This window comes from Alcaligenes sp. DN25, from assembly GCF_023674485.1.
GTDB lineage: Bacteria > Pseudomonadota > Gammaproteobacteria > Burkholderiales > Burkholderiaceae_B > Alcaligenes > Alcaligenes phenolicus.
Window position 1 is genome coordinate 381,649 of record NZ_CP098408.1, and the last position, 23,843, is coordinate 405,491.

Consider the following 23,843-nt stretch of genomic DNA (forward strand, 5'->3'; position numbering starts at 1 on the left):
CACAACGTATTTCTAGGAAGCAATCAGGAATGATGAAAGATGAGACGCTCCAATTTTTATCCTTCGAGAAATGTTGAGAGGTACTGGTTGAACACGGCCGGTTGTTCGAGATACGGTAGATGGCCAGCATTTCGCAACAACACCATTGAGGATCGACGGATCAGCCTGTGCATCTCTTGAACGCAGTATTCGGGTACGAAGCCATCGAGTATGCCACGCATTAAAAGCGTCGGTGCCATGATGCGCGGCAGCACCGCGCGCTGGTCGTATTCGATGAGCTCGCTGAAAAGCCTCTGGATATGCGCTGCATTCAATTGCAACGCAGCGCGCCGAAAACCGTTCGCTATGGTTGAATGATCCTTTACGCCCATCAGTTCGATCAGTCTGTCCGCCCATAGTTGTCGTCCGCCCGGCTGCCCAAGCAGCGCGTAGAGCTTCGCACGTTCGAGGCGATCAGATTGCTCTAGGTGTGCGAATGCATTGACAACGACCAGTCGGCGTATGCGCCGTGGCATCTGTGCTGCCAAATCCAGGCCCACTCTCGCACCCTTGGAGAGTCCACACATGTCCGCCGTCTCGATCTCCAAGTGATCGAGCAAGGCTGCGAGCACATCCCGGTACGCGGCGAACGATACATCCAGTCCCTCTGACTCGCCGTGACCTGGAAACTCCAAGCAAATCACGCGTTGTCGGGGGGCGAAGTATTGCCGCTGGTACGTCCAGTTCGAGGCTCTTCCACCCAAGCCATGAAGAAATACCAATGGCCTTCCTATTCCTTCGTCGGTGTAGTGGATGCGGTGCGTTCGCCAAGACATATACATAGGTTGGACCGCTTCTTAAAGATCGTCTTTATGCGGAATGAATGAGCTCAATGTCGTTACGCCTCGTCCTTGGGCGGAACTAAGCGACGGTGGTCTTCAATGCTCCCGCGGCGGTACATCCCTGGCCCGACGCCATAACGACGCTTGAAAACCCTGTTGAAGGCAGCTTCTGACTGATATCCGACGGCCTCACCGATATCTCCTATGCTGCGGTGCGTCCGATTCAACCATTGAGTGGCCTGGGTCATACGGATCGACAGAAGCAACTCTGCTGGTGTCGTGCCTGCCACGGCGCGGAATGCGCGCACGAAGGTGGCGCGCGACATGCCGCACACCTGTGCCAATTGTTCGAGTGTCCATCCCTGGCCTGGCTCGGCCAGCATCTCGTGCAGAGCGCGACTCAGCCTCGGGTCAGCCAACAGCGAGAAGAGTCCAGGTACGGCATGCGCTTGTTCAAGCCAAGCACGAAGCAAAAGCAGCAGAAGTGCGGACGCGAGATGGGAAACAACCGCACTGGCACCAGGGCGCGGCTCATTGGTTTCGTCTCTCAGGAGCTTGACCAACGCCTGCAACCCGACAAACTCGGTTCTGTCAGCGGTTCGTACCAGCACAATGTCAGGTAGCGCATCAATGAGCGTGCGTGATCCTGCAGCGTCGAAGTGGAATTGTCCGCACAGAATGTCGGTCGCTGGACCGGCAGCCTCGTTCGTCAACCTGACCACCGGCGTTTCGCGGTACATCGTGTACATCGGTGTTTTGTCATCGGAGTCGGCGGTGTAGAGCAGATGCGCGTGACCACGAGGAAAGACGAGCATGTCTCCGGTCTTCAAAGCAAGTGAGCCGTGACCATCGATATCGACCATCGCCTCGCCATCTACCACCAGGTGATACGGGGCAACGTGTGCAGGCGCAGCTGAGTGCGCCATCCTCCATGGAGCATGGAAACGACAACGTGTATCCAGCTCCGTACGTACAGGATGCAGCAGGAGGAGCTTGCTGAGAGCATCTTGAGGAAGCAATATGATTTCACCCCATCTGTTGTCGTTAATCCTTCCATATTGCACCGCCGTGCAGACTCATGCACGGCGGTGCTGTAGGAGGCCTATGCCTCTTGCTCTGGATTGACGGCCGAATCTACAACCACGTCAGCGTCCCGGCGCACTGTCTCCGAACTCGCGATGGCACGGATATGCGGCGTCGGCTTGCTGTGCACGGCGAGGCTGAACAGGTCGGGACGCGAATAGTGTCCGACCGAATCCCTGATGCGCTTGGCGTTGGTGATTGCGGAGAAATCCAGATCGGCGATCAGGATGCCTTCGCCATCGGTCAGCGGCGGAACGATATGCTGACCGTCCGGACCAATAATGGCAGTCATGCAGCCGCCAGTCAGCACCTTCTGCATGCCAGGATCGTCGACGATCCTGGCACGCTGTTCGTCGGTCAGCCAGGCAGTAGCGTTCACTACGAAGCAGCCGCTTTCCAGCGCGTGGTTCATCAGCTGGGTCTCGGTCTGCTTGCTGAAAACAGGGCCGAAAATCGAGCCAATATACGTGGAGATGTGGATTTCCTCGTGTTGGGCAATGAGAGAGAAGCGTGCCAGGGGGTTGTAGTGCTCCCAGCACGTCAGCGCACCCAGACGACCCACGGTGCTCTCGACGACCTTGATGCTCGTGCCGTCGCCTTCGTCCCAGATCAGGCGCTCGTGCGGTGCCGGAGAAATCTTGCGATGTTTCTGGATGAGCGAACCATCCACGTCGAAGATAAGTTGGGTGTTGTAGAGCGACCCATGATCGCGCTCGGTAACGCCAACCGCCAGGACGATCCGATGACGACGCGCAGCTTCGCTGAGTGCCTCGGTCACAGGGCCAGGAATGCGCACCGCATTCTCATAAAGCCGGTTCTGTTCGGCACCCATGGCTGCGGGTGCCAGAACGGCGGAGAAGTAGGGGTAATGGGGAATGAACGTCTCCGGGAAGACGACGAGCTGTGCGCCTTTGGCTGCCGCTTCGGCAACGGCGTCGAGTACCCGGCGCAGCGTTGCTTCAGTGGTTTCCAGGTCCGGGGCGTATTGGACGGCCGCAACGCGGACCGTCCTGGATTGTGATTTCTGTTGTGTCATGGTGAGTAAGCGCCTAATAAGTGGGTGGAAATCCTCTTCGATTCGTCCCATAGCCAAGCCGCATGCGGTCTGAAAAGGGTGAATGCTTGGAGGAGCCGAGATAGCAGGGATTGCTATGTCTTCCACCAGTCTAGGTACGCCGACTGATTCTCTCCATGCTTGAGCGAGTCATTTTGTTGCTCAACAGGCTCAATTTACCATATGGATGGTACTTTCTTCGTGGATCGCAAGGTGGCCGGTCATGCTCCGACTTAGCTCAAGTGCCTTTAGATATGCCGCATCCACATCTCCGGTGATGAACTTTCCATCAAAACATGAAGCTTCAAAATGCAATAACGCTGGGTTTTGGTCCCGCACAGCTTGTTGCACGTCGTCTAGGTCTTGATAGATCACCGCGTCCGCGCCAATTGATAACGCGATTTCTGTTTCGTTTTGCCCGTTCGCTATGAGTTCGGCCTGTGTAGGCATGTCGATACCATAGACATTTGGATATCGGACAGGGGGCGCCGCTGAGGCAAGGTACACCTTGTTCGCACCAGCTGCGCGGGCCATTTCGATAATCTCGCGACTTGTCGTGCCGCGGACGATGGAATCATCCACAAGGAGAACATTTTTTCCCTTGAACTCGATACCCATGGCGTTGAGCTTCTGCCGTACCGACTTTTGCCGGGCTTCCTGTCCAGGCATGATGAAGGTTCGGCCGACATAGCGATTCTTAATCAGCCCCTCTCGGTAGTTCAAGTTGAGGCGTGACGCCAATTGCATGGCGGCAGGACGCGACGAGTCGGGAACGGGCATGACCACATCAATGTCGCCCAGACGCATGGACCGGGCAACCTTGTTGGCAAGATACTCGCCCATTCGCAGCCGGGCGCCATAGACCGACACACCATCCAGGATTGAATCAGGCCGTGCGAAGTACACGTACTCGAAGAGGCATGGCGTCAGCCGAGCCTCTTGCGCGCATTGGCAACAATGGAAGCTACCATCAAGGTCGATGAAGATCGCCTCCCCGGGCGCCACATCGCGCACGAAATCAAAGCCACCTCCATCGATGGCCACCGACTCTGAAGCGATCATCCATTCCGGACCTTCTGGCGTTTCACGCCTGCCGATGCACAATGGTCGAATGCCATATGGATCGCGAAATGCAAGCAAGCCATATCCTGAAATCTGCGTCACTACGGCATAGGCACCGCGTATGCGCTTATGCAAAGCGGACACCGCACTGAACATGATGTTCTCATCCAGGGATAACGCGGTGGAGACCGATTGGAGTTCTTGCGCCAAGACATTCAACAACACCTCTGAATCGGAGTCTGTGCTGATGTGCCGACGATCCGCCCTTAGCAAAGAATCGCGCAGCTCACGCCAATTTGTCAGGTTGCCATTGTGCGCAAGCGTAATGCCAAATGGTGCGTTGACGTAAAACGGCTGCGCCTCTTCTCTGTTGTCATTGGAGCCCGCCGTGGGATAACGCACATGTCCGATTCCGCTGTTGCCAATTAGTGAACGCATATTACGGGTGCGAAATACATCACGTACCAAGCCTGAATTCTTATGAATGCAGAAGCGATGTCCGTGTGCAGTGGAGATGCCTGCCGCATCCTGTCCACGATGCTGTAGCAACAGCAAACTATCATAGATCAATTGGGCTACCGGGCTACGCCCAATAATTCCGACTATGCCGCACATGGTAGTCCTCAAACTTCTAAACAGTAATGCAACGCAACTTCCAATAGGTAAGTGTCGACGCTTGGAGAGAACCTATAAAAATAACCTTCGTAAAGTCTGCTGAGAATGTTGATTCGGCTCAAACTATTGCTTATCAGGCTCAAGTTTTGGGAGGACATCATTGTCTGCTACGGTTTTCGGACCCGTTACGTTTTAGATGTCAGCTATGCGAGCCGTTCGGGATTGCGATTCCTTTTGCGCGCTTCTCCGAGAATCTTTGTTGATTTCCACGCAGAAGTGACCCACTAACCCCCGGGATTTCCATCCAAACCTGACCCACGTACTAACCCTAACCTGCTGCTTCTTTGAGCAGCAGGAGACCAGGAGTGATAGACGTGGCAACACTGAGTGTCATCAGGCGCTGGGCCCTGCGAGAGCAGCTGTCCATCAGGGAGATCGCCCGCCGCACGGGCCTCTCGCGCAACACCATCCGCAAGTACCTGCGAGCAGGCGAGGCCGAGCCGCGCTACCCCAAGCGGGTCAGCCGTTCCGGGCTCGATCCCTTTGCCTTGAAGCTCTCGGGCTGGCTCAAGACAGAAGCAGGCCGATCCCGTAAGCAGCGGCGCACCGTCAAGCAGATGTACGCCGATCTGCAGGCCCTGGGCTATACCGGCTCCTACAACCGGGTTGCCGCCTTTGCCCGTCTCTGGCAAGAGCAGCGCGTGGTGGCCCAGCAGACCACCGGCTGCGGCACCTTCGTTCCCCTGGCCTTCGGCCCGGGCGAGGCCTTCCAGTTCGACTGGAGCGAAGACTGGGCAGTGCTGGCCGGAGTGCGCACCAAGCTGCAGGTAGCCCACTTCAAGCTCAGCCACAGCCGAGCGTTCTACCTGCGCGCCTATCCGCTGCAGACGCACGAGATGCTGTTCGATGCCCACAACCATGCATTCGCAGTCCTGGGCGGTGTGCCCCGCCGTGGCATCTACGACAACATGCGCACCGCTGTAGACCGGGTGCGCCGTGGCAAGGAACGCGACGTCAATGCGCGCTTTGCGGCCATGGTCAGTCACTTCCTGTTCGAGGCCGAGTTCTGCAACCCTGCCTCCGGCTGGGAGAAGGGCCAGGTGGAGAAGAATGTGCGCGATGCCCGTCATCGCCTGTGGCAGGTCGTTCCGCCATTCCCTGGCCTGACGGAGCTCAATGCCTGGCTTGAGGAGCGCTGCGTGGCCTTATGGAATGAGATCGAGCATGGCAAGCTGCCGGGCACCGTCGCGGACGTCTGGGCCGCGGAGCGGGCTGCCTTGATGCCGGTGCCCAGGACCTTCGATGGCTTTGTGGAGCACACAAAGCGGGTCTCGCCCACCTGCCTGGTCCACTTCGAGCGCAATCGCTACAGCGTACCAGCGCCGTATGCCAATCGGCCGGTGAGCCTGCGGGTCTACGCGGATCGCCTAGTGGTCGCGGCCGAAGGCCAGATCGTCTGCGAGCACCGGCGCCTGATCGAACGCAACCACCATGGTGCGGGACAGACCGTCTACGACTGGCGCCACTACCTGGCGGTGTTGCAGCGCAAGCCCGGGGCCTTGCGCAATGGCGCGCCGTTCCTGGAGTTGCCGCCCGCCTTCAAGCGCCTGCAGGCCACCTTGCTCAAGCAACCCGGCGGCGACCGGGAGATGGTGGAGGTTCTGGCACTGGTGCTGCACCACGATGAACAAGCTGTGCTCGCCGCAGTGGAGCTGGCCATAGAGTCGGGAGCTGCCAGCAAGACCCACATCCTGAACGTGCTCCACCGCCTGCTGGACGGCAAGCCCGCTCCAGCACCGGTCACCTCGCCCCAGGCTCTCAAGCTGGCGGTGGAACCCCAGGCCAATGTGCTTCGCTACGACCAATTGAGGGAGGTGCGCTATGCGTCATGACCCTGCCATCGCTTCCATCGTGATCATGCTGCGCGAGCTCAAGATGCACGGCATGGCCCAGGCGGTTGCGGAACTGGCCGAGCAAGGTGCGCCGGCCTTCGACGCAGCACAGCCCATCCTGTCCCAACTGCTCAAGGCCGAGACCGCCGAGCGGGAGGTGCGCGCAGTGGCTTACCAATTGAAGGTGGCCAGGTTCCCTGCGTACCGGGACCTGGCTGGGTTTGACTTCGGCCACAGTGAGGTGAACGAGGCACTGGTACGCCAGCTGCACCGCTGCGAATTCTTGGAGAACGCCAACAACGTGGTGCTGGTGGGTGGCCCGGGTACGGGCAAGACCCACATCGCCACAGCCCTCGGGGTGCAAGCCATTGAGCACCATCACCGCAGGGTGCGGTTCTTCTCCACGGTGGAGCTGGTCAATGCACTGGAAGAGGAGAAGGCCAACGGCAAGCCCGGACAGTTGGCCCACCGGTTGGCCTATGCCGATCTGGTGATCCTGGATGAACTGGGCTACCTGCCATTCAGCACGTCAGGAGGAGCCTTGCTGTTCCACCTGCTGTCCAAGCTGTACGAGCGCACCAGCGTTGTGATCACCACCAACCTGAGCTTCAGCGAATGGGCCAGTGTGTTCGGGGATGCCAAGATGACCACGGCACTGCTGGACCGACTCACGCATCACTGCCATATTCTGGAAACCGGCAACGACAGCTACAGGTTCAAGAACAGCTCCGCACAGCAACCACCACAGACCACCAAGAAGGAGAAGGCGACCAAGAACTTATCCACAACGTGAGCGTGAAGTTCACGAACCAGGGTGGGTCAAGATTCGATGGAAATGGTGGGTCAGCTTTGCGTGGAAATCAACAGAGAATCTTCTCCGAGAGACACTCCGAATAGGTATCGTCCGTTTCAAAGTGAACGATTCCATGATCGAGGAAGAGATCGACTATGCGTCGAGCTACATCAATCCCCGTCTCCCCAAACTGCTCAAAGATCTTGCTCTTTTCCGCCGAAGGTGGCCGTACCCAGGCTCAAGGCGGGAACCTTCAGCCTAGAGCGACCCAACTGTCTGTACCCCATCGCAATCTCTGTAAAAACACGTCATGTTGAATCGACCAGAATTTCCTAGACAGTATTGAGCCTCATGGAATTGAGTCTCTCGAACTCTACAGGAGATAGGCCCTCTGCAGAGGAATGCCTGCGAATGGGGTTGTAGAACATTTCAATATAGTTGAAGACATCGCTGCGCGCATCCTGCCTTGTGGCATAGGTTTTTTTACGGATGCGTTCGCGTTTGAGCAGTTGGAAGAAGCTTTCTGCCACGGCGTTATCGTGACAGTTACCGCGCCTGCTCATACTGCAGCACAGGTTGTGGTCCTCTAAAAAACTCTGCCATTCATGGCTTGTAAATTGACAGCCTTGATCCGAATGAACAATGACTGTTTCACTGGGTCTTCTGCGCCAAACAGCCATATGCAGAGCATCGAGCGCAAGCTGCGTATCGATGCGACTGCCCATTGCCCAGCCCACCACTTGGCGAGAGTACAAATCAATCACCATAGCCAAGTACAGCCAGCCTTCATGTGTTGAGATATACGTGATGTCCGTGACCCAGGCCATGTTAGGGGCCTGCACCGTGAATTGCTGCTCCAGCAGATTGGGAGCCACTATCGCTGGTGCGCCTGCTTTGGAATATGGGCGTTTGCGATAGCCTCTTTGTGCTTTTAGGCCTTCGCGGCGCAGCAGCCTGGCAACGCGATGCCTGCTGCAGCTCTCGCCCAAATCGCGCATATCCATGGTCAGCTTGCGGTAGCCATAGACTCCGCCACTCTCCAGCCATGCCTGCTTGAGCAGGCCCAGCAGCCTACGGTCGTCAAGGGCACGTTCACTCTCAGGCTTGGCTTTCCAGGCGTAATAACCGCTGGGGTGCAAATGCAGCATACGGCACATGCGCGAGATACTAAAGACGGCCTGATTGCTTGCTATGAAGGCGTACTTCAATCGGACTGACGAGCGAAGTACGCCGCTGCCTTTTTTAGGATATCTCTCTCTTCGGTGACGCGTTTGAGTTCAGCTTTTAAACGGCGCAACTCTTCGCTTTGGCCGATCTGTTCACGACGCTGTGCTACGGGCATTTGCTGCAGCTTGATCCATTTGTAGAGGCTGTGGGTGCTCACACCAATACGGCGTGAGACATCGGCCACGCTGTGGCCATGTTCAAGGATTTGCTTGACTGCTTCAATCCTGAATTCTTCGGGGTAACGTTGTGCTTTCATTTGGGCTCCTATTAAAACTGAAATAGGAGGCTCAAAACTATCTACTAAACCCTGGTCGATTCAGCTTGAAGCAAAGTACGCGAGCTTGGCAGGAATGGAAATGACGGGAGATGTTGCGAAGGTGTGGTCGCGCATCAGTGAAATGGGACAGTTGTTCCACGCCGCAGATGTCATCGTCATGGGTGTTCCGATGTGGAACTTCGGTATTCCGTATAGGTTGAAGCATCTAATCGATGCTGTCACACAGAAGAACGTGCTCTATACGTTCGACGGCCAGAATCTTGTAGGCACGCTGGGCGGCAGGAAACTGGTAGTTGTGGCTGCCCGCGGTGCCTCCCTCGGGGGAGACTATCCAGAGAAGGAATTCGATTTTCAGCTAGCCTACCTACGCACGTGGGCGCGCATGGTAGGCATCAATGAGGTGCATGCCATCACTGTGGAAGGAACACTGTTTGGACCGGAAGCTGATGCTGCAGCGCGAGGACCTGCCCGTGAAAGTGCTCGTGAGCTTGGTTTGGCTCTTTGAGGGTTCTAACGGCAGATGAAGAAACCGAATATAAATCCTGCTTCACAGTCTTCGGTCCTTCATTTTCCTTTGAATACTGCATAGCGGACTTCATCGAATGTGAACCGTGGAAGTCTGGCCCAGGGGCATTGTTGGTCTCCTCGTTCAAGCTAAAGGTTTAATAAAAGAGAACTGCTGCCTTCTGCAGCGTAATCCAGACGCCCCAAGCCAAGGGAACACTGACGCACGCCCAAGCGGCCAGCACCAGAGCCAACGGTGTACGGAACGTTGAAGCGCTTGGCCCGTGCACTTGCGTCGCAGTTGTTCGATCATGGGCGAGAGCCTTCTCACGCACCAGCTCCTCGTCGCTCATGAAGTGCTTCGCATGCACGGGTCTGATCGCAAGATTGCAGAGGAAGCCTAAGATGAGCATGCCGGCGAGGATGTACATGGTGACGTCGTACGCCTGCGCACGTGGCACACCGATCGATAACTGGTATTCGCGGATGTAGTTGACTAAGACCGGTCCGAAGACGCCAGCAGCGGACCATGCTGTCAGCAACCGACCATGGATAGCTCCCACCATCTGGGTCCCGAACAGATCGGCCAGGTAGGCAGGCACTGTGGAGAAGCCGCCTCCATACATCGACAGGATCACGCAGAATGCCCCTACGAACAGCGCCAGTTGACTCATGTGGCCAGTCCAGGGAATGGCGGCATACAGCACGAACCCCAGCACGAAAAAAATCATGTAGGTACGCTTGCGCCCCAGTCGATCGGATAGGCTCGCCCAGAAGAATCGTCCGCCGATGTTGAACAAGCTGAGCAAGCCGGTAAAGCCAGCGGCAATGGCGGCTATGGCTCCCATTTGTTCGCGGTTGAGGTCGGCGTAGCCAAGCGCTGTGTCACCGATCAATTGACCGCCGAACATTTCCTGGAGCAGCGGCGAAGCCATGCCGATGATGCCGATGCCGGCAGTCACGTTCAGACACAGGACGCACCACACGAGCCAGAATTGGGGGATGCCCCAGACCTTGTTCACGTGAACGTGACGCTGGGTAATCATCACGTTGCTGGAGTGAGTGGCAGGAGGAGTCCAGTTCGCGGGTTTCCAGCCGCTAGGCGGCACGCGGTAGGCTAGCGCCCCGGACATCATGAAGACGAAGTAAATCGCAGCCATGCTCAGAAAGGTTTGCCAGACACCCACAGAGGTCGACGTCGCGTAGTACCGCATAAGTAGATCGGCCAGCGGTGCACCGATCATGGCGCCGCCTCCGAACCCCATGATGGCCATCCCGGTCGCCATGCCGCGCCGGTCGGGAAACCACTTGATCAACGTGCTGACAGGGGAAATGTAGCCCAGCCCCAGACCGATACCACCGATCACGCCGGACCCCAGCCACAGCATCCACATCTGATGCAGATAAACGCCGGCTGCCGAAATGACCAACCCACCACACCAGCAAAGGGCCGAGACGACACCTGCTTTTCGCGGGCCGGCCCGCTCGAGCCATCCGCCCCACAATGCGGCGGAGCAACCCAGCAGGACGAAGAACAGCGTGAACATCCACCCCATGGTGGAGATTTTCCAGTCGCAGGAGGTGGTGAACAGCTCGGCCAGCAGGCTCATTTCGGACGGGCAGGCCAGTGGCGTCGCCCCGCCAACAATCTTGGATAAGGGAATCCAGAAGACAGAAAAGCCATAGGCCATTCCAATACAAAGGTGAATGGCCAGTGCTGCTGGAGGAACAAGCCACCGGTTAAAGCCTGGTCCGGCGATCGTTCTTTCTTTGTCTAGGAATCCTGGACGTAAATCGGGCACATCCAATGTGGTCGTATGGTTCATAAGGTGTCTCCTCCAACGGCAGTCAGGCCTTTGGGTATCTTTTTTTATGTGTCAATTTCGAACTACTGATCAAGGCTCACGAAACTCGACCGGTGTAAGTCGCTCGCGTTGAGCAACCACAGCAGACAAGACGAGAGGATTCAATTGGTACTCACCTCCATCACCGTCTGGATGCTGCTCCAGGAAGCTGAGAAACTCCTGGCGCATTCGTGGCTCCCAAAATTTCTGTATATGATTGGCAATTTCTTCAAGCGCTTCTTGTCGGTCTGGCATGGCTTCGAAAAAATCTCCGATCCGATTGGCCATGCGGACTAAATTTCTGATTTCCATACTGGGCTCCGCTACATCAGGAAATGATTCGTTCTGGGTGTGAGTAAATGACGGCGTCGTCCTGACGCATGAATCCGAGCAGTGTCAGATTGACTTGTTTAGCTGTGCGGATAGCCAATGCGGTGGGTGCGGAGACTGCAGCCAGTAGGCCAGCGCCAGCCGATGCGGCCTTATGGACCATCTCGAAGCTGGCACGGCTTGACACTAGAACCATTCCAGTCGCGGCATCCCTGTCGCTACGTACCAGCGCACCAACAAGCTTGTCGAGGGCGTTGTGGCGACCAACATCCTCGCGGACGAATTCGAGGTGGCCGTCAAAGCCCGCCCAACCTGCAGCGTGAGTCGCACCTGTCAATCTGTGCAGCGACTGTCGGGTGCGCATCATGCTCATGGCATGCAGTGCGATGCGTGCGGAAAGGGCCGCAGTCGCTGTCACGGGTGGAATTTCACGAAGCACCTCAGGAAGGGATTCCACACCGCAGAGCCCACAACCCGTCCGGCCGGCCATTGCGCGACGTCGTTCACGCAAGTGCATCGCACACGCACTCGATATCTCGAGCTCCACCACGATGCCGTTGCGCTCCGGTCTCAGTTCTATGCCGCGCACGTCCGATGGTCGATTGATGATTCCCTCGGTCAGAGAGAATCCAAGAGCAAAATCCTCGAGGTCGGTCGGTGTGGCCAGCATGGTCGCGTAGCTGATGCCGTTGTACTCCAGAGCTATAGGAGTTTCCTCGGCTACATGGTCCTCCTGAAAAGAACCTGTCAGCGCGCTCGCATGTATTCGGGAAACTCCGACCCGAGCACTGTCGGCATAGCTGGAGAGGGAAGACGCGGACTGATTCATGACTCCGCCTTCGACTCGTTCATTTGGCGCCAGTTAGTGCCTCACTATCTCGGGCGCGTTCAAGCAGTTCTTCTTGCACACGACGGAAGCGTGAGTACGTGCGCTGCCATTCGGACGGTTGTGTGACTGGCAACACCTGCACAGCCGTCACCTTGTACTCGGGACAATTGGTTGCCCAATCAGAACTGTCTGTCGTGATGACGTTGGCCCCAGACTCGGGAAAGTGGAAAGTCGTATACACAACGCCTGGCTGCATCCGTTCCGTGATGAGCGCACGAAGCACAGTCGAGCCTGCGCGACTTTCGATACCGACCCAATCGCCGTCGTTTATCCCACGGTCTTCGGCATCGACAGGATGGATCTCCAGCCTGTCTTCTGGGTGCCATGTGTTGTTCTCCGTACGACGAGTTTGCGCACCGACGTTGTACTGAGACAGGATTCGGCCCGTGGTGAACAGCAGCGGATATTTGCGCGTCACCTTTTCGTCGCTGGGCACATATTTCGTGATCAAGAAGCGGCCCTTGCCGCGCACGAACTCTCCGATGTGCATGGTTTCCAGACCGCCCTCGGGAGTGTCTTCGTTGCAAGGCCACTGCACGCTGCCGAGACGCTCGATTTTTTTGAACGACACTCCCCTGAAGGTCGGTGTCAGCCGAGCGATTTCATCCATGATTTCGCTCGCATGCGAATAGTGCATTGGCATGCCCAGGGCATTGGCAAGCTTTACAGTGACTTGCCAGTCCGCGTAGCCGCCCTGGGGAGGCATGACCTGGGTGACGCGCGACAAACGCCGTTCAGCATTCGTGAAGGTGCCGTCCTTTTCGAGGAAAGAGGAGCCTGGCAAAAAGACATGAGCGTACTGCGCCGTCTCGTTCAGGAAGATGTCCTGAACAACGATGCATTCCATCGCCATCAATGCTGCAGCGACGTGCTGGGTGTCGGGATCGGACTGCACGACGTCCTCTCCCTCGCAATACAGGCCGCGGAAGCTGCCGGCCACGGCCGCGTCGAACATGTTGGGTAACCGAAGGCCCGGCTCCGGATCAAGCGTGACACCCCACTCTGCTTCGAAATCAGCGCGCACCGTGCTGTCGGAAACGTGGCGGTAGCCTGGGAGCTCGTGCGGGAACGAACCCATGTCGCAGGAACCCTGGACGTTGTTCTGGCCTCGCAGTGGATTTACGCCCACGCCTTCGCGCCCAATGTTACCGGTGATCATCGCCAGGTTGGCAATGGCCATCACGGAGGTGGCGCCCTGAGCATGTTCAGTCACGCCCAGCCCGTAATAGATCGCGCCATTGGGACGATGAGCGGCAACATCTGCCGCGGTGCCGTTACTCTTGCCCGTGGCATATAGACGCGCAGCGCTTCGGACGGTGGCTGCCGACACACCAGTAGTCGACTCGGTCGCTTCCGGTGAGTTTTCCGGCTTGCGCACAAACTCCAGCCAGTTATTGAAGCTGCGCATATCGCACCGCTCTGCGATATAGGCCGAGTCCTGCAACTCTTCTGTGACGATGACATGTGCCATTGCCGTCAGGACGGCGACGTTCGTGCCTGGACGCAGTTTCAAATGGTGTTCGGCGCGGATATGAGGGGACTTGTCGACGAGGTCGATCGTACGGGGATCGATGACAATCAGCTTCGCTCCCTGGCGTAGTCGCCGCTTCATGCGCGAGCCGAACACCGGGTGGGCGTCTGTCGGGTTCGCCCCGATGACCAGCACCACATCTGTTTTTTCGATCGATTTGAAAGTCTGGGTGCCTGCCGAAGTGCCATAGGCCTGACCCAGGCCGTATCCCGTAGGCGAATGACAAACGCGCGCGCATGTGTCCACGTTATTGTTTCCAAAGGCGCCACGCACGAGCTTCTGCACGAGGTAGGTTTCTTCGTTGGTACAGCGCGAGGACGTGATGCCGCCGACCGAAGAACGACCGTACTTGGCCTGGATTCGCTTGAACTCGCTGGCCGCGTAGGCAATTGCTTCGTCCCAGCTCACTTCGCGCCATGGATCGGTGATCGCCTTGCGGATCATCGGCTTGGTGATACGGTCCTTGTGGGTGGCATATCCCCAGGCGAATCGGCCCTTCACGCAGGAATGGCCCTCATTGGCTTTGCCGTCTTTCCACGGCACCATCCGCACGACCTGATTCCCTTTCATCTCCGCTTTGAAGCCACAGCCCACGCCGCAGTACGCGCAAGTCGTAATGACCGAATGCTCGGCCTGACCCAGCATGATGACGGTCTTCTCCTGAAGCGTGGACGTCGGGCAGGCTTGCACGCAAGCGCCGCATGACACGCATTCGCTATCCAGAAACGACTCGTTCTGACCCGGTGAAACACGTGAGGCAAAACCCTTCCCGGAGATGGTCAGCGCGAACGTTCCCTGGATCTCTTCGCACGCGCGGACGCACCGGTTGCAGACAATGCATTTGGACGGGTCATAGGTGAAATAGGGATTGGACTCGTCCTTGGTGTCCTGAAGATGGTTGGCGCCCTCGTAGCCATAGCGAACATTGCGCAGGCCCACTACGCCGGCCATATCCTGCAGCTCGCAGTCCCCGTTGGCCGGACAGGTCAGGCAATCGAGCGGATGGTCAGAGATGTACAGTTCCATCACGCTGCGGCGCAGATCGTGGAGCTTGGGCGTCTCTGTATAGACCACCATGCCCTCTTCGGCCGGGGTGGTGCAGGATGCAGGATAACCGCGCCGACCGTCGATCTGGACCAAGCACAATCGACACGAGCCGAAAGGCTCGAGGCTGTCGGTAGCACAAAGTTTTGGGATATTGATGCCTGCTTCGGCGGCTGCGCGCATCACCGAACTGCCTTCGGGCACCGAGATCTCACGGCCGTCAACAGTCAGCGTGACAAGGTGTTCGGATTCGCGCGCCGGGGTCCCGAGGTCGCGATCACGTTTGAGGACGGTTTCCAGCATGATGGACTCCTTCATGCCGCCGGCGCGGCAGCTAACTCGGCGGAAATGCCGAAATCTTCAGGAAAGTGGTTCAGGGCGGAGAGCACCGGAAACGGCGCCATGCCGCCCAGAGCGCAAAGCGATCCGCTCAGCATCGTGTCGCACAAGTCTCGAAGCAGGTGGATCTGCTGCTCCCCCGCTTCGCCGCCTGCGGCGATCTTGTCCAGGACCTCGACGCCGCGCGTTGAGCCGATGCGACAGGGCGTGCATTTGCCGCAGGACTCTACCGCGCAGAACTCCATGGCGTAGCGCGCCATGTGCAGCATGTCCACACTCTCATCAAAGGCCACCAGTCCACCGTGGCCGATCATGGCCGACGCTTTTGCGTAGGCCTCATAGTCCAGCGGGATGTCCCATTGCGATTCAGGGAGGTACGCCCCCAGCGGTCCGCCCACCTGGACAGCGCGCAGCGGATTGCCTGTGGCGCTACCTCCGCCGAAGTCATACAGCAGTTCGCGCAAGGTCAGTCCAAAAGCCTTCTCAACGAGGCCGCCGTATTTCAGATTGCCGGCTAGTTGGAAAGGCAGCGTGCCTTGCGAGCGGCCCACCCCGTAGTCCTGGTAGAACGCTGCTCCACGCGCCAGAATGATGGGCACCGAGGCCAGCGAGATCACGTTGTTGATCACCGTGGGCTTTCCGAACAGTCCCTGGATGGCAGGCAGGGGCGGCTTAGCGCGTACCAAGCCGCGTTTGCCTTCAAGACTTTCAAGGAGCGACGTTTCCTCTCCACAGATGTATGCGCCTGCTCCCTTGCGAACTTCGAGATCGAAGCGATGGCCGCTGCCGAGCACGTTGTCGCCCAGCCAGCCGACTTCGCGGGCCCGGCCGATAGCTGCATTCAAAGCCTCGATGGCGTGCGGATACTCGGACCGTACGTAGATGTAGCCCAAGGTAGCGCCAGCCGCCACGCCCGCGATCGTCATGCCTTCGATCAGTACGTAGGGGTCACCTTCCATAAGTAAGCGGTCAGCAAAGGTGCCGGAGTCGCCCTCATCGGCATTGCAGACGATGTACTTCTGATCGGCGGGCGTAGTCAGTACCGTTTTCCACTTGATCCCGGTTGGGAAGGCTGCTCCGCCGCGTCCGCGCAGCCCGGACTGTGTTACTTCGTCCACGATCTGCGCAGACGTCATCGAAAGCGCGCGTCGCAGGCCTTCCAGGCCGCCGTGCGCCGCATACTCTTCCAGTGAGAGGGGATCGATGACGCCGACCCGCGCAAACGTCAAGCGTTCCTGGCGCTTCAGGTACGGAATCTCCTCCGTCAGGCCTTGACACAGCGCATGGGCGCGGCCTTGCAGCCACCCGGCGTCAAAGAGCAATGGCACGTCCTCCGGTTGCACCGGGCCGTACGCGATCCTCCCGGTCGGGGTGAGCACCTCGACCATCGGTTCAAGCCAGAGCAGGCCGCGTGAGCCGTTGCGCACAAGGGTGATGGGAACTGCACGGCTTTCGGCCTCGCGCTGAATGGCCTTGGCAACCGCATCGGCGTCCATGGCTAGCGCCGCAGCGTCACGGGGCACGTAGAACGTGACAGGACCAGTCATTGCAGTTCCTCCTGTTCGCACGCAGTCCGAAGTAGCCTGTCGAGTTTGTCTGGTGTGACGCGGGCATGCGGCTGCCCGTCAAGCATCACAGCGGGTGACTGCGCGCAAAGACCCAGGCAGTAGACTGGCTCAAGTGAGAATGCCCCGTCATCCGTTGTGGAGTGGAAGTCGCAGCCCAGGCGGAGGCGAACGTGCTCGGCAAGACGTTCTGCACCCAACGCCTGACAGGACTCTGCACGGCATACCTCGAGCACGTGTCTGCCTGGTGGCGCAGTTCGGAAGTGCGGATAGAAGGTGAGGATGCCGTGCACCTCGGCTCGGGAAAGGCTCATCGCCTCAGCCACGATGGGTACAGCCTCCGCCGGAACATGTCCCAGCGCTTCTTGGATACCGTGAAGGATCGGCAGCAGCGCACCAGGCCGGTCCTTGAGCTGAACTATTGTCCGCCTGGTTATGGCGGCGACTTCGTCCTGGATGCCTACGGCATTGCTCTTGTTATCGATGCCGCCCGGTGCCCTATCCCTAGAGGGCAGTTTGGATTTTGCCTCAGCATGAAACATGGCATGTCTCCTATGTCAGCTTGCCCCGAGTAAGACGTGGCTGGTATTAGCGGCTTTCCGAGGGGAGCGTGCCAAACCACCTTTTCCATATACAAGTCGATTATGTACGGTATAGCTCATATTTTGTATGCGCACAAACCCTACTATGATAGTTGTTGTATGGAATTTGAATGCCTACATTTCATCAACAGGGGGCTCGCCGCGGGGACCACGACCAGCCCCTACAGGAGCCTTATCCGTATACGGGGAACTGTCGGGTCAGGTTGTCTACCTGCTTTAGGACGTTCGCGATCGAAGCATGATCTGTGGGCGCGTCGAGCAAATCGGCAATCAAGTTCGCTGTCAGTCTGGCTTCACCTTCCTTAAAGCCCCTTGTCGTCATTGCTGGTGTACCCAGACGAATACCGCTGGTCACGAAAGGCTTCTCCGGATCGTTAGGGACGGCATTCTTGTTCACGGTGATGTGTGCCTGTCCCAGCACTCGCTCGGCGTCCTTTCCGGTTAGACCACGGCCTCTCAGGTCAACGAGCATCAAGTGACTTTCCGTGCGGCCCGAAACGATTCGAAGACCGCGTTCGGTCAGGGTCTCTGCCATGGCTTTGGCATTTGCCAATACCTGTGCGGCATAGGTTTTGAACTCCGGCTCCAACGCCTCCTTGAGTGCCACTGCCTTAGCCGCAATCACGTGTTCAAGCGGGCCGCCTTGGATGCCTGGGAAGATGGCCGAATTCACGGCCTTCTCATACTCGGCCTTGCACATGATCAGCCCGCCGCGAGGACCGCGCAGGGACTTGTGCGTGGTTGTGGTCACGAAATCGGCATGCGGTATCGGGTTTGGATAAACACCGCCTGCGACAAGTCCGGCGTAATGGGCAACATCGACCATGAACAGCGCGCCACTTTCGTGAGCAATCTCGGCCAGCCGTGAAAAATCAATGCGCAGCGAATAAGCCGACGCTCCGGAAACGATCAGCTTCGGCTTGTGCTCATGCGCCAACCGTGCCACTTGGTCGTAATCGATTTCTTCCTTTGCGTTGAGTCCGTAGGCGACGAAGTTATACAGTTTCCCTGAGGAGTTAACTGGCGATCCATGTGTCAGGTGCCCCCCTTCGGCGAGGCTCATACCCAACACGGTATCGCCTGGCTGGATGGCAGCCATATAGACCGCCTGGTTGGCTTGGGAGCCAGAATTCGGCTGCACGTTTACCGCTTCTGCGCCGAAGAGCTGCTTGGCTCGGTCGATCGCGATCTGCTCGACGATATCGACAAATTCGCATCCGCCGTAATAGCGCTTGCCGGGATAGCCTTCAGCGTACTTGTTCGTCAGTTGCGACCCTTGCGCTTGCATGACGGCTAAACTGGTGTAATTTTCCGAAGCGATCAGTTCGATATGTCGCTCCTGACGTTCATTTTCCCGCTCAATGGCCGACCACAGGTCGGGATCGGCTTGCTGGAGCGTACGGCTGCGGTCAAACATGATGAAGCTTCCTTTCGTTATGAAAAACAATGAAATCCGTTCTAGGGTTTCTGTGTCAGAACCCACTCCGCCAGCTTGTTGGCTTCCTCGACCGAGATCCTGGCATTGGGCGGCATAGGAACCCGACCCCACGCGCCGGTGCTGCCATTGCGAATGCTCCGGGCGAGAATGTCTCTGGCATCTGGCTTGTCGCCATGTCGTGCGGCGATGTCCTGAAAGGATGGTCCAACGACCTTCCGATCGATCTGGTGACAGGCCAGGCAGGCCTTACTTCGAATCAACGTATCTGATGCCGCTGCGCTGTAACTCAGCACGGCCGCTGCCGCACATGCGAACCAAGAGCACGTCCATGCGTACTTGCGGGATCTACTTGTCACCATGGCGTCGTCCTTGTCCGACTGAAGTTCGAGGATGGCTGTTCATAAGGTCAGGTTGCATGGAAGAAGGAAGTTCATGGGTGCTCCTACGGGCTTGAACAACCCGTCCCCAAGCAACTGGGTCTGTGAAATCCGACAACCGATTGCATACAACCTTAACCATACAAATGCTATAATGTATGGCATATATCAATATTGTATGTGTTTATTACTTATTTTGCATGGATTGTCGTGTGGCTAGAGAGGCCGACGCGGAAGAAGCTGCCCGTTTGCGACATCAAGCCTGTGTGCTGCGAGCACCAATCCGTAGCGCATGAAGTTCTGTTTATGGGGAGTGGATGGCCGGTGATCGCAGCCAAGTCACCTGACGACCAAGGGCGGGACAACGACCTCGTCGCAGGTGGCCCGACCAGGCAGTCCACAGGAAACCGAGCCGTTTGGAGATGGTATGGACGACGATGAATTCCGCCGACTGAGTAACCGTCTTCGAAGTCAAGCGCAATGAAGCGACTTGTCCCAAGGTTTTCCAGTGCGCACCATGGCGTTGAGCGTGGTGAGCAACTTGCGCATGCAAGCGACCAGGGCGACCTTGGGCAACTTGCCAGCGGCCTTCAGACGCTCGTAGAAGGCCTTGATGGCCGGGTTGTAGCGGGTGGCCGTGAGCGTTGCCATGTACAGCACGCGGCGGATCTCGAAGCGCCCGCCTTGTACGCGCCGCCTGCCCTTGCTGCCGCCGGAGTCATTGGCCATGGGCGCCACGCCCACCAATGCAGCGATCTCGCGCCGGTTCAGCCGGCCCAGCTCTGGCAGCTCGGCAATCATCGTGGCACTGGCCACCGGGCCGACTCCCGCAGCCGACTGCAGCAGCGTGTCGAGCTCCCCAAAGTGCTCGCGCACATGCGTGACCATCTGCTCTTCGATCTCATCGAGCTGCGCCTTGATCGCCGCCTCGATGGCCTCGATGCTGGCGTGCAGCTTCTTGGGCGTGATCTGCAGCCGTTGGCGCTCCGAATGGAGCATGGTCAGCAACTGGCGCCTGCGCGTGACCAGGGCCGCGAGCCACTGCTGGCGCTCATCGGCCAGGGGGCGCAAGAAGCGCTGCAGATCGTCGCGGCGCAGCAGCACCGCTGCCAGCTCGGCCAGCGTGCGCGCATCCACCGCGTCGGTCTTGGCCAGGCGTCCCATGGATTTGGCGAAGTCGCGCGCCTGGCGCGGGTTGATGACCGCCACGGGCAGGCCTGTGGCCTGCAGGGCACACGCTAACGCGGCCTCGTAGCCGCCGGTGGCCTCCATCACCACCAGACCCACGTCCAGGGGCTGCAGGGCAGCCGCCAGCGCCGAGTGGCCTTCGGCATCGTTGTCAAACCGCTGGGCGCTGCTCTTGGCACCCAGCACACAGACATCCACGTGCGCCTTGGCCACGTCGATGCCCACCGTCACTGAGGTAACAGACATGATCTTCAGATCCCTTGCTTGTGCATGCGCGCTCAATCAAGGCGCGCGTAACCGTTCGGGCTTCACGAAGACCAGCGCGGCGGCCATGCGTTCTGTACTCAGTCACGGGCTCTATCACCCCAGCGCCTACCAAACTGCACGGGCCGGTCTGGCCGCCTCAACGGCGTTCAGACTCTACCGCGCTGGTCTGGTTTAAAGATACAAGCACTGCTGTGCTTGATGCGGTTGAGCACCAGGTCGAAACCTGGTTTCAAGACTTTGATGTCGAGGTGGAAGGGGCACGCAACGGCAGCATGCTGACGCTGACGTTCGTGGACGGCCCAGTGCTGATCAACACCCAACCACCCCTGCATGAACTTTGGGTTGCAGCCCGCGGGGCGGGGTATCACTACCGGCGCAGCGACGGTGATCGATGGCGCGACACGCGGACGGATGAAGAGCTCAGCGAGACGCTGTCGCGGCTATGCAGTGAGCTCGCATCAACACCCCTGTCCGTCGAGATTCCCTGACGCCGATGGCGTTTGCCTCGGCTTGAGTCGGTTTATCCATTTTTCACTACAGGTCACATCATGTCCCGTCTTCCAGTCCATTCGGCGGAGTCCGCCCCTGAAGCAAGTCGTCCACTCATTGAAAAGGTTCAGGCCAACAACGGCTTCGTCCCCAATCTGATCGGCGTTCTCTCAGGCTCTCCCCAGGCCCTCGAAACCTATCTCGGTGTAGGGGCAACGAACGGTAAATCGTCCTTGAATTTGGCCGAGCGGGAGGTGGTTCAACTCACAGCGGCACGCATCCATGGTTGTGGTTTTTGCGTGGCCGGGCATACGGCGACCGTCGTCAAGGGCAAGGTCTTCGGGCATGACGATGTGCTGGCCTTGCAATATGGCGAAGCGCTGTCGGACGCAAAGCTACAGGCTCTAGCAGACTTCACCAAAGAGGTCATCGCCACACGCGGAGCGGTGGCCGATGCCACATTGCGACTGTTCCTCGAGGCCGGCTACTCCGAGCGACAGGCCCTCGACGTCGTACTCGGCGTCAGCTTGGCGACCCTTTGCAACTTCGCCAACAACCTCGCGCGTTCCGATATCAATCCCGAGCTTCAACGCTTTGCAATCGGCGCACTGAGCGAACGGCCAACACTCTCCAGCCCGCGTGCCCAGGACGAAGAACTGGACGTCTGGCTTGCTGATGAAGCCGAGTCGTTGGATCAAAGCTCAGCGCAGACCGATCTTCTTGGACGCCTCGCAGCACGCGGGTTGACGCGTATCGGCGTTCCCGAGGAACTTGGTGGTAGCGGCGGGTCTGCGGCCGAAGTTGTGGAGTCGATCGCGTCATTGGCGCAGGATTCGCTTGCAGCCTCATTCGTTCTGTGGGGGCATCGCTGCTACACCGAATTCGTCATCAAAAGCGATAACCAACCGCTGCGAGAGCGTGAACTGCCCGCGCTGTTGGGAGGCGTCTGGGCTGGTGCGACAGGAATGTCCAACGCAATGAAGTTCGTCTGCGGAATCGAATCGCTGGAAATCGTTGCCACGCCTGTCGATGAGTCCTTCGATCAACAGCCGCACTGGCGGATTGACGGCGCGCTGCCCTGGGTGACGAACCTGAGGGCGGGTGGCTTCAGTGTGGCGGCTGCCGCCCAAACGTCAACGCCGGGCCCTGTGCCAGTGTTCGCCTTCCGCTCGACTCAACCCGGTGTTGAGCGCAGTGCCAATCTTTCGCTCATTGGACTTCGCGGTAGCGATGTGGCCGCGGTTCGGCTCGAAAACGTGCTCGCTGGTCCCGAGGATCTGCTGCATGCAGACTTGGAGGCATGGCTTCCACATATCCGGCCCCAGTTCCTCGGCTTCCAGTGCGGCATGTCCATCGGTTTGGCTCGCGCCAGCATTGCAGCGGCCAGGGAACAGGCCGGTCGCCGTCCCAACCTGCAACCCAAAATTGACGGTTTGGAGCAGATTCTGCAGGCTGACGTCAGTTCACTACTTAATGGCCTGGAAAGCGGCCGTTTCGCTGAGGACCCGGGCGCGTTGTTCCGCTTGAGGATCGCGCTGGCGCGTCACGTCAGCGATGCACTCTCCTTGGAGTTGCAGGCTTGGGGTGGTCGTGCTTATCTGGAGCATCAGGCCCCTGGATTCACACGTCGCTGGCGAGAGGCGGCTTTCATTCCCGTGATCACACCCAGCCTTGCGCAGTTGGAGCTCCAGCTCGATCTGCTGGCCAGTCGCAGGGGCGCGGCCGACAACAAACCCATCGCATTCAAACAATGACTTCGGGACCGAAACAGCGCCCCGCACGCGCGAGCCCGCTGGTGACGACGTTGCACGGGGACGCCCACGGCCCTGTGTCCGCGATACCTCTGCAAGCACAGGGGCTGGCTTACGCATATCAGGAGCATTCCCCCGTCTTCCATGATCTGGATCTGCAGGTGGGCGCGGGTGAGATCGTTGCCCTACTCGGCAGTAGCGGATGCGGCAAATCCACACTGCTGCGAACGCTGTCAGGCCTCGAGCCATTACAACGAGGCCAAATCCGTTTCCTGGGAGAAAGCCTCAGTAGGCCACATCCACGTTCGGCCCTAATATTCCAGAGCGCCAGCTTGCTGCCATGGCGTGACGTGCGTTCTAACGTTGCATTCGGGCTGAACTTCAAGCACCAGCCGAGAGCCAGCGCCGAGGCGAGAAAGGACCGGGTCGAGGCAGCGATCGAGGCAGTCGGGCTGCAGCATCTGGCGCGCAGCTATCCCGCGCAACTCTCCGGGGGACAGGCGCAGCGTGTGGCTCTGGCTCGCGCCCTGGTACGCGAACCCGTCCTGCTTTTCGCGGATGAACCTTTTGCAGCGTTGGATGCCATCACCCGTGCTCAGATGCAGAGCCTGTTGATCACCCTGGTTCAGCGGTGGAAGGCAGCAGTGCTCCTGGTCACCCACGATATCGACGAGGCCATCGTCGTCGCCGATCGCATCCTCCTGATGGGGCGGACTTCGGAAGGGCCTGCGCGGATAGTTCGGGAGTGGCGGGTCGGCATTGAGCGGCCGAGACAAAGTCGCGCCCTGGCTGCGGCCGAACTGCACTTCGAGATACACGACACCTTGCAGTCACTGCATATCTGACTTCCGACCGTATGAA

The 23,843-nt window shown here is 58.5% G+C and carries 19 protein-coding genes and 2 pseudogenes; 7 read left to right on the plus strand and 14 right to left on the minus strand.

The features are described 5' to 3' along the window. Nucleotides 1-56: 56 nt before the first annotated feature. From NBV64_RS01775 to purF, 4 genes are all read right to left on the minus strand, one after another. A complete protein-coding gene (locus NBV64_RS01775; RefSeq protein WP_342467216.1) occupies nt 57-821 on the minus strand; it encodes an alpha/beta fold hydrolase in 765 nt (254 codons plus the stop codon). Between the two features lie 56 nt (nt 822-877). Continuing rightward, nucleotides 878-1,885, minus strand: a complete 1,008-nt coding sequence (locus tag NBV64_RS01780; RefSeq protein WP_250756554.1) for an AraC family transcriptional regulator — start codon at nt 1,883-1,885, stop codon at nt 878-880. A gap of 38 nt (nt 1,886-1,923) precedes the next feature. Then, nucleotides 1,924-2,940: a nitrilase-related carbon-nitrogen hydrolase gene (locus NBV64_RS01785; RefSeq protein ID WP_250756555.1), complete on the minus strand. Its 1,017-nt coding sequence runs from the start codon at nt 2,938-2,940 to the stop codon at nt 1,924-1,926. Nucleotides 2,941-3,129: 189 nt separating this feature from the next. Beyond that, nucleotides 3,130-4,635 (minus strand): amidophosphoribosyltransferase, encoded by a 1,506-nt coding sequence (gene purF, locus NBV64_RS01790; protein ID WP_250756556.1) that lies wholly within the window; start codon nt 4,633-4,635, stop codon nt 3,130-3,132. 365 nt (nt 4,636-5,000) lie between these two features. Between purF and istA the strand changes: the two genes are divergently transcribed. Beyond that, nucleotides 5,001-6,527: an IS21-like element ISAlsp1 family transposase gene (gene istA / locus NBV64_RS01795; RefSeq protein WP_250756557.1), complete on the plus strand. Its 1,527-nt coding sequence runs from the start codon at nt 5,001-5,003 to the stop codon at nt 6,525-6,527. After that, on the plus strand, nt 6,517-7,320 hold the full coding sequence (gene istB / locus NBV64_RS01800; protein ID WP_250756558.1) for an IS21-like element ISThsp10 family helper ATPase IstB: 804 nt from the start codon (nt 6,517-6,519) through the stop codon (nt 7,318-7,320). Before istA ends, istB begins: the two co-directional genes overlap by 11 nt. Before the next feature lie 332 nt (nt 7,321-7,652). Here the strand turns inward: istB and NBV64_RS01805 are convergent. Beyond that, a protein-coding gene (locus NBV64_RS01805; protein WP_250756559.1) for an IS3 family transposase occupies nt 7,653-8,803 on the minus strand; the annotation gives its coding sequence in 2 pieces (ribosomal slippage) (nt 7,653-8,554 and nt 8,554-8,803; 1,152 coding nt in all). 100 nt (nt 8,804-8,903) lie between these two features. Between NBV64_RS01805 and NBV64_RS01810 the strand changes: the two genes are divergently transcribed. Next, nucleotides 8,904-9,329, plus strand: a complete 426-nt coding sequence (locus NBV64_RS01810) for an FMN-dependent NADH-azoreductase (protein ID WP_250756560.1) — start codon at nt 8,904-8,906, stop codon at nt 9,327-9,329. Nucleotides 9,330-9,486: 157 nt separating this feature from the next. Here the strand turns inward: NBV64_RS01810 and NBV64_RS01815 are convergent, their stop codons facing one another. The 9 genes from NBV64_RS01815 to NBV64_RS01855 all read right to left on the minus strand — a co-directional run bounded on the left by NBV64_RS01815 (nt 9,487) and on the right by NBV64_RS01855 (nt 20,721). Then, nucleotides 9,487-11,154 carry an OFA family MFS transporter gene (locus NBV64_RS01815; RefSeq protein ID WP_250756561.1) on the minus strand — a complete coding sequence of 556 codons (1,668 nt, stop codon included), beginning with the start codon at nt 11,152-11,154 and terminating at the stop codon, nt 9,487-9,489. A 69-nt stretch (nt 11,155-11,223) separates the two neighbouring features. Continuing rightward, nucleotides 11,224-11,484, minus strand: a complete 261-nt coding sequence (locus tag NBV64_RS01820; protein WP_250756562.1) for a formate dehydrogenase subunit delta — start codon at nt 11,482-11,484, stop codon at nt 11,224-11,226. A 16-nt stretch (nt 11,485-11,500) separates the two neighbouring features. Next, the gene (fdhD, locus tag NBV64_RS01825) at nt 11,501-12,331 is read right to left on the minus strand and encodes a formate dehydrogenase accessory sulfurtransferase FdhD (RefSeq protein ID WP_250756563.1); all 831 of its coding nucleotides are present in this window, start codon (nt 12,329-12,331) and stop codon (nt 11,501-11,503) included. Nucleotides 12,332-12,350: 19 nt separating this feature from the next. Then, on the minus strand, nt 12,351-15,269 hold the full coding sequence (gene fdhF / locus NBV64_RS01830; protein ID WP_250756564.1) for a formate dehydrogenase subunit alpha: 2,919 nt from the start codon (nt 15,267-15,269) through the stop codon (nt 12,351-12,353). Nucleotides 15,270-15,280: 11 nt separating this feature from the next. Further along, nucleotides 15,281-16,852 (minus strand): formate dehydrogenase beta subunit, encoded by a 1,572-nt coding sequence (locus NBV64_RS01835; protein WP_250756565.1) that lies wholly within the window; start codon nt 16,850-16,852, stop codon nt 15,281-15,283. Next, complete coding sequence (locus tag NBV64_RS01840) at nt 16,849-17,412, minus strand: formate dehydrogenase subunit gamma (protein ID WP_250756566.1); 564 nt, start codon at nt 17,410-17,412, stop codon at nt 16,849-16,851. The genes NBV64_RS01835 and NBV64_RS01840 overlap by 4 nt, the downstream gene beginning before the upstream one ends. Before the next feature lie 232 nt (nt 17,413-17,644). Further along, a complete protein-coding gene (gene glyA, locus NBV64_RS01845; protein ID WP_250756567.1) occupies nt 17,645-18,889 on the minus strand; it encodes a serine hydroxymethyltransferase in 1,245 nt (414 codons plus the stop codon). Between the two features lie 41 nt (nt 18,890-18,930). Continuing rightward, nucleotides 18,931-19,170: a c-type cytochrome gene (locus NBV64_RS01850; protein WP_250756568.1), complete on the minus strand. Its 240-nt coding sequence runs from the start codon at nt 19,168-19,170 to the stop codon at nt 18,931-18,933. Nucleotides 19,171-19,758: 588 nt separating this feature from the next. Beyond that, nucleotides 19,759-20,721, minus strand: coding sequence for an IS110 family RNA-guided transposase (locus NBV64_RS01855; protein ID WP_011804582.1), 963 nt, complete (start codon nt 20,719-20,721; stop codon nt 19,759-19,761). A 20-nt stretch (nt 20,722-20,741) separates the two neighbouring features. On the opposite strand from NBV64_RS01855, the gene cyaY reads away from it, so the two are divergent. The 4 genes and pseudogenes from cyaY (at nt 20,742) to NBV64_RS01870 (ending at nt 23,827) form a co-directional block, all read left to right on the plus strand. Next, nucleotides 20,742-21,230: an iron donor protein CyaY gene (gene cyaY, locus NBV64_RS19050; protein ID WP_274984798.1), complete on the plus strand. Its 489-nt coding sequence runs from the start codon at nt 20,742-20,744 to the stop codon at nt 21,228-21,230. A 60-nt stretch (nt 21,231-21,290) separates the two neighbouring features. After that, nucleotides 21,291-21,827: pseudogene (locus NBV64_RS01865) on the plus strand (carboxymuconolactone decarboxylase family protein); the annotation flags it as partial. A gap of 87 nt (nt 21,828-21,914) precedes the next feature. Further along, nucleotides 21,915-22,985: pseudogene (locus NBV64_RS19100) on the plus strand (acyl-CoA dehydrogenase family protein); the annotation flags it as partial. After that, complete coding sequence (locus NBV64_RS01870; RefSeq protein ID WP_250756570.1) at nt 22,982-23,827, plus strand: ABC transporter ATP-binding protein; 846 nt, start codon at nt 22,982-22,984, stop codon at nt 23,825-23,827. The pseudogene NBV64_RS19100 and the gene NBV64_RS01870, both read left to right, overlap by 4 nt. The last annotated feature ends 16 nt before the right edge of the window (nt 23,828-23,843 follow it).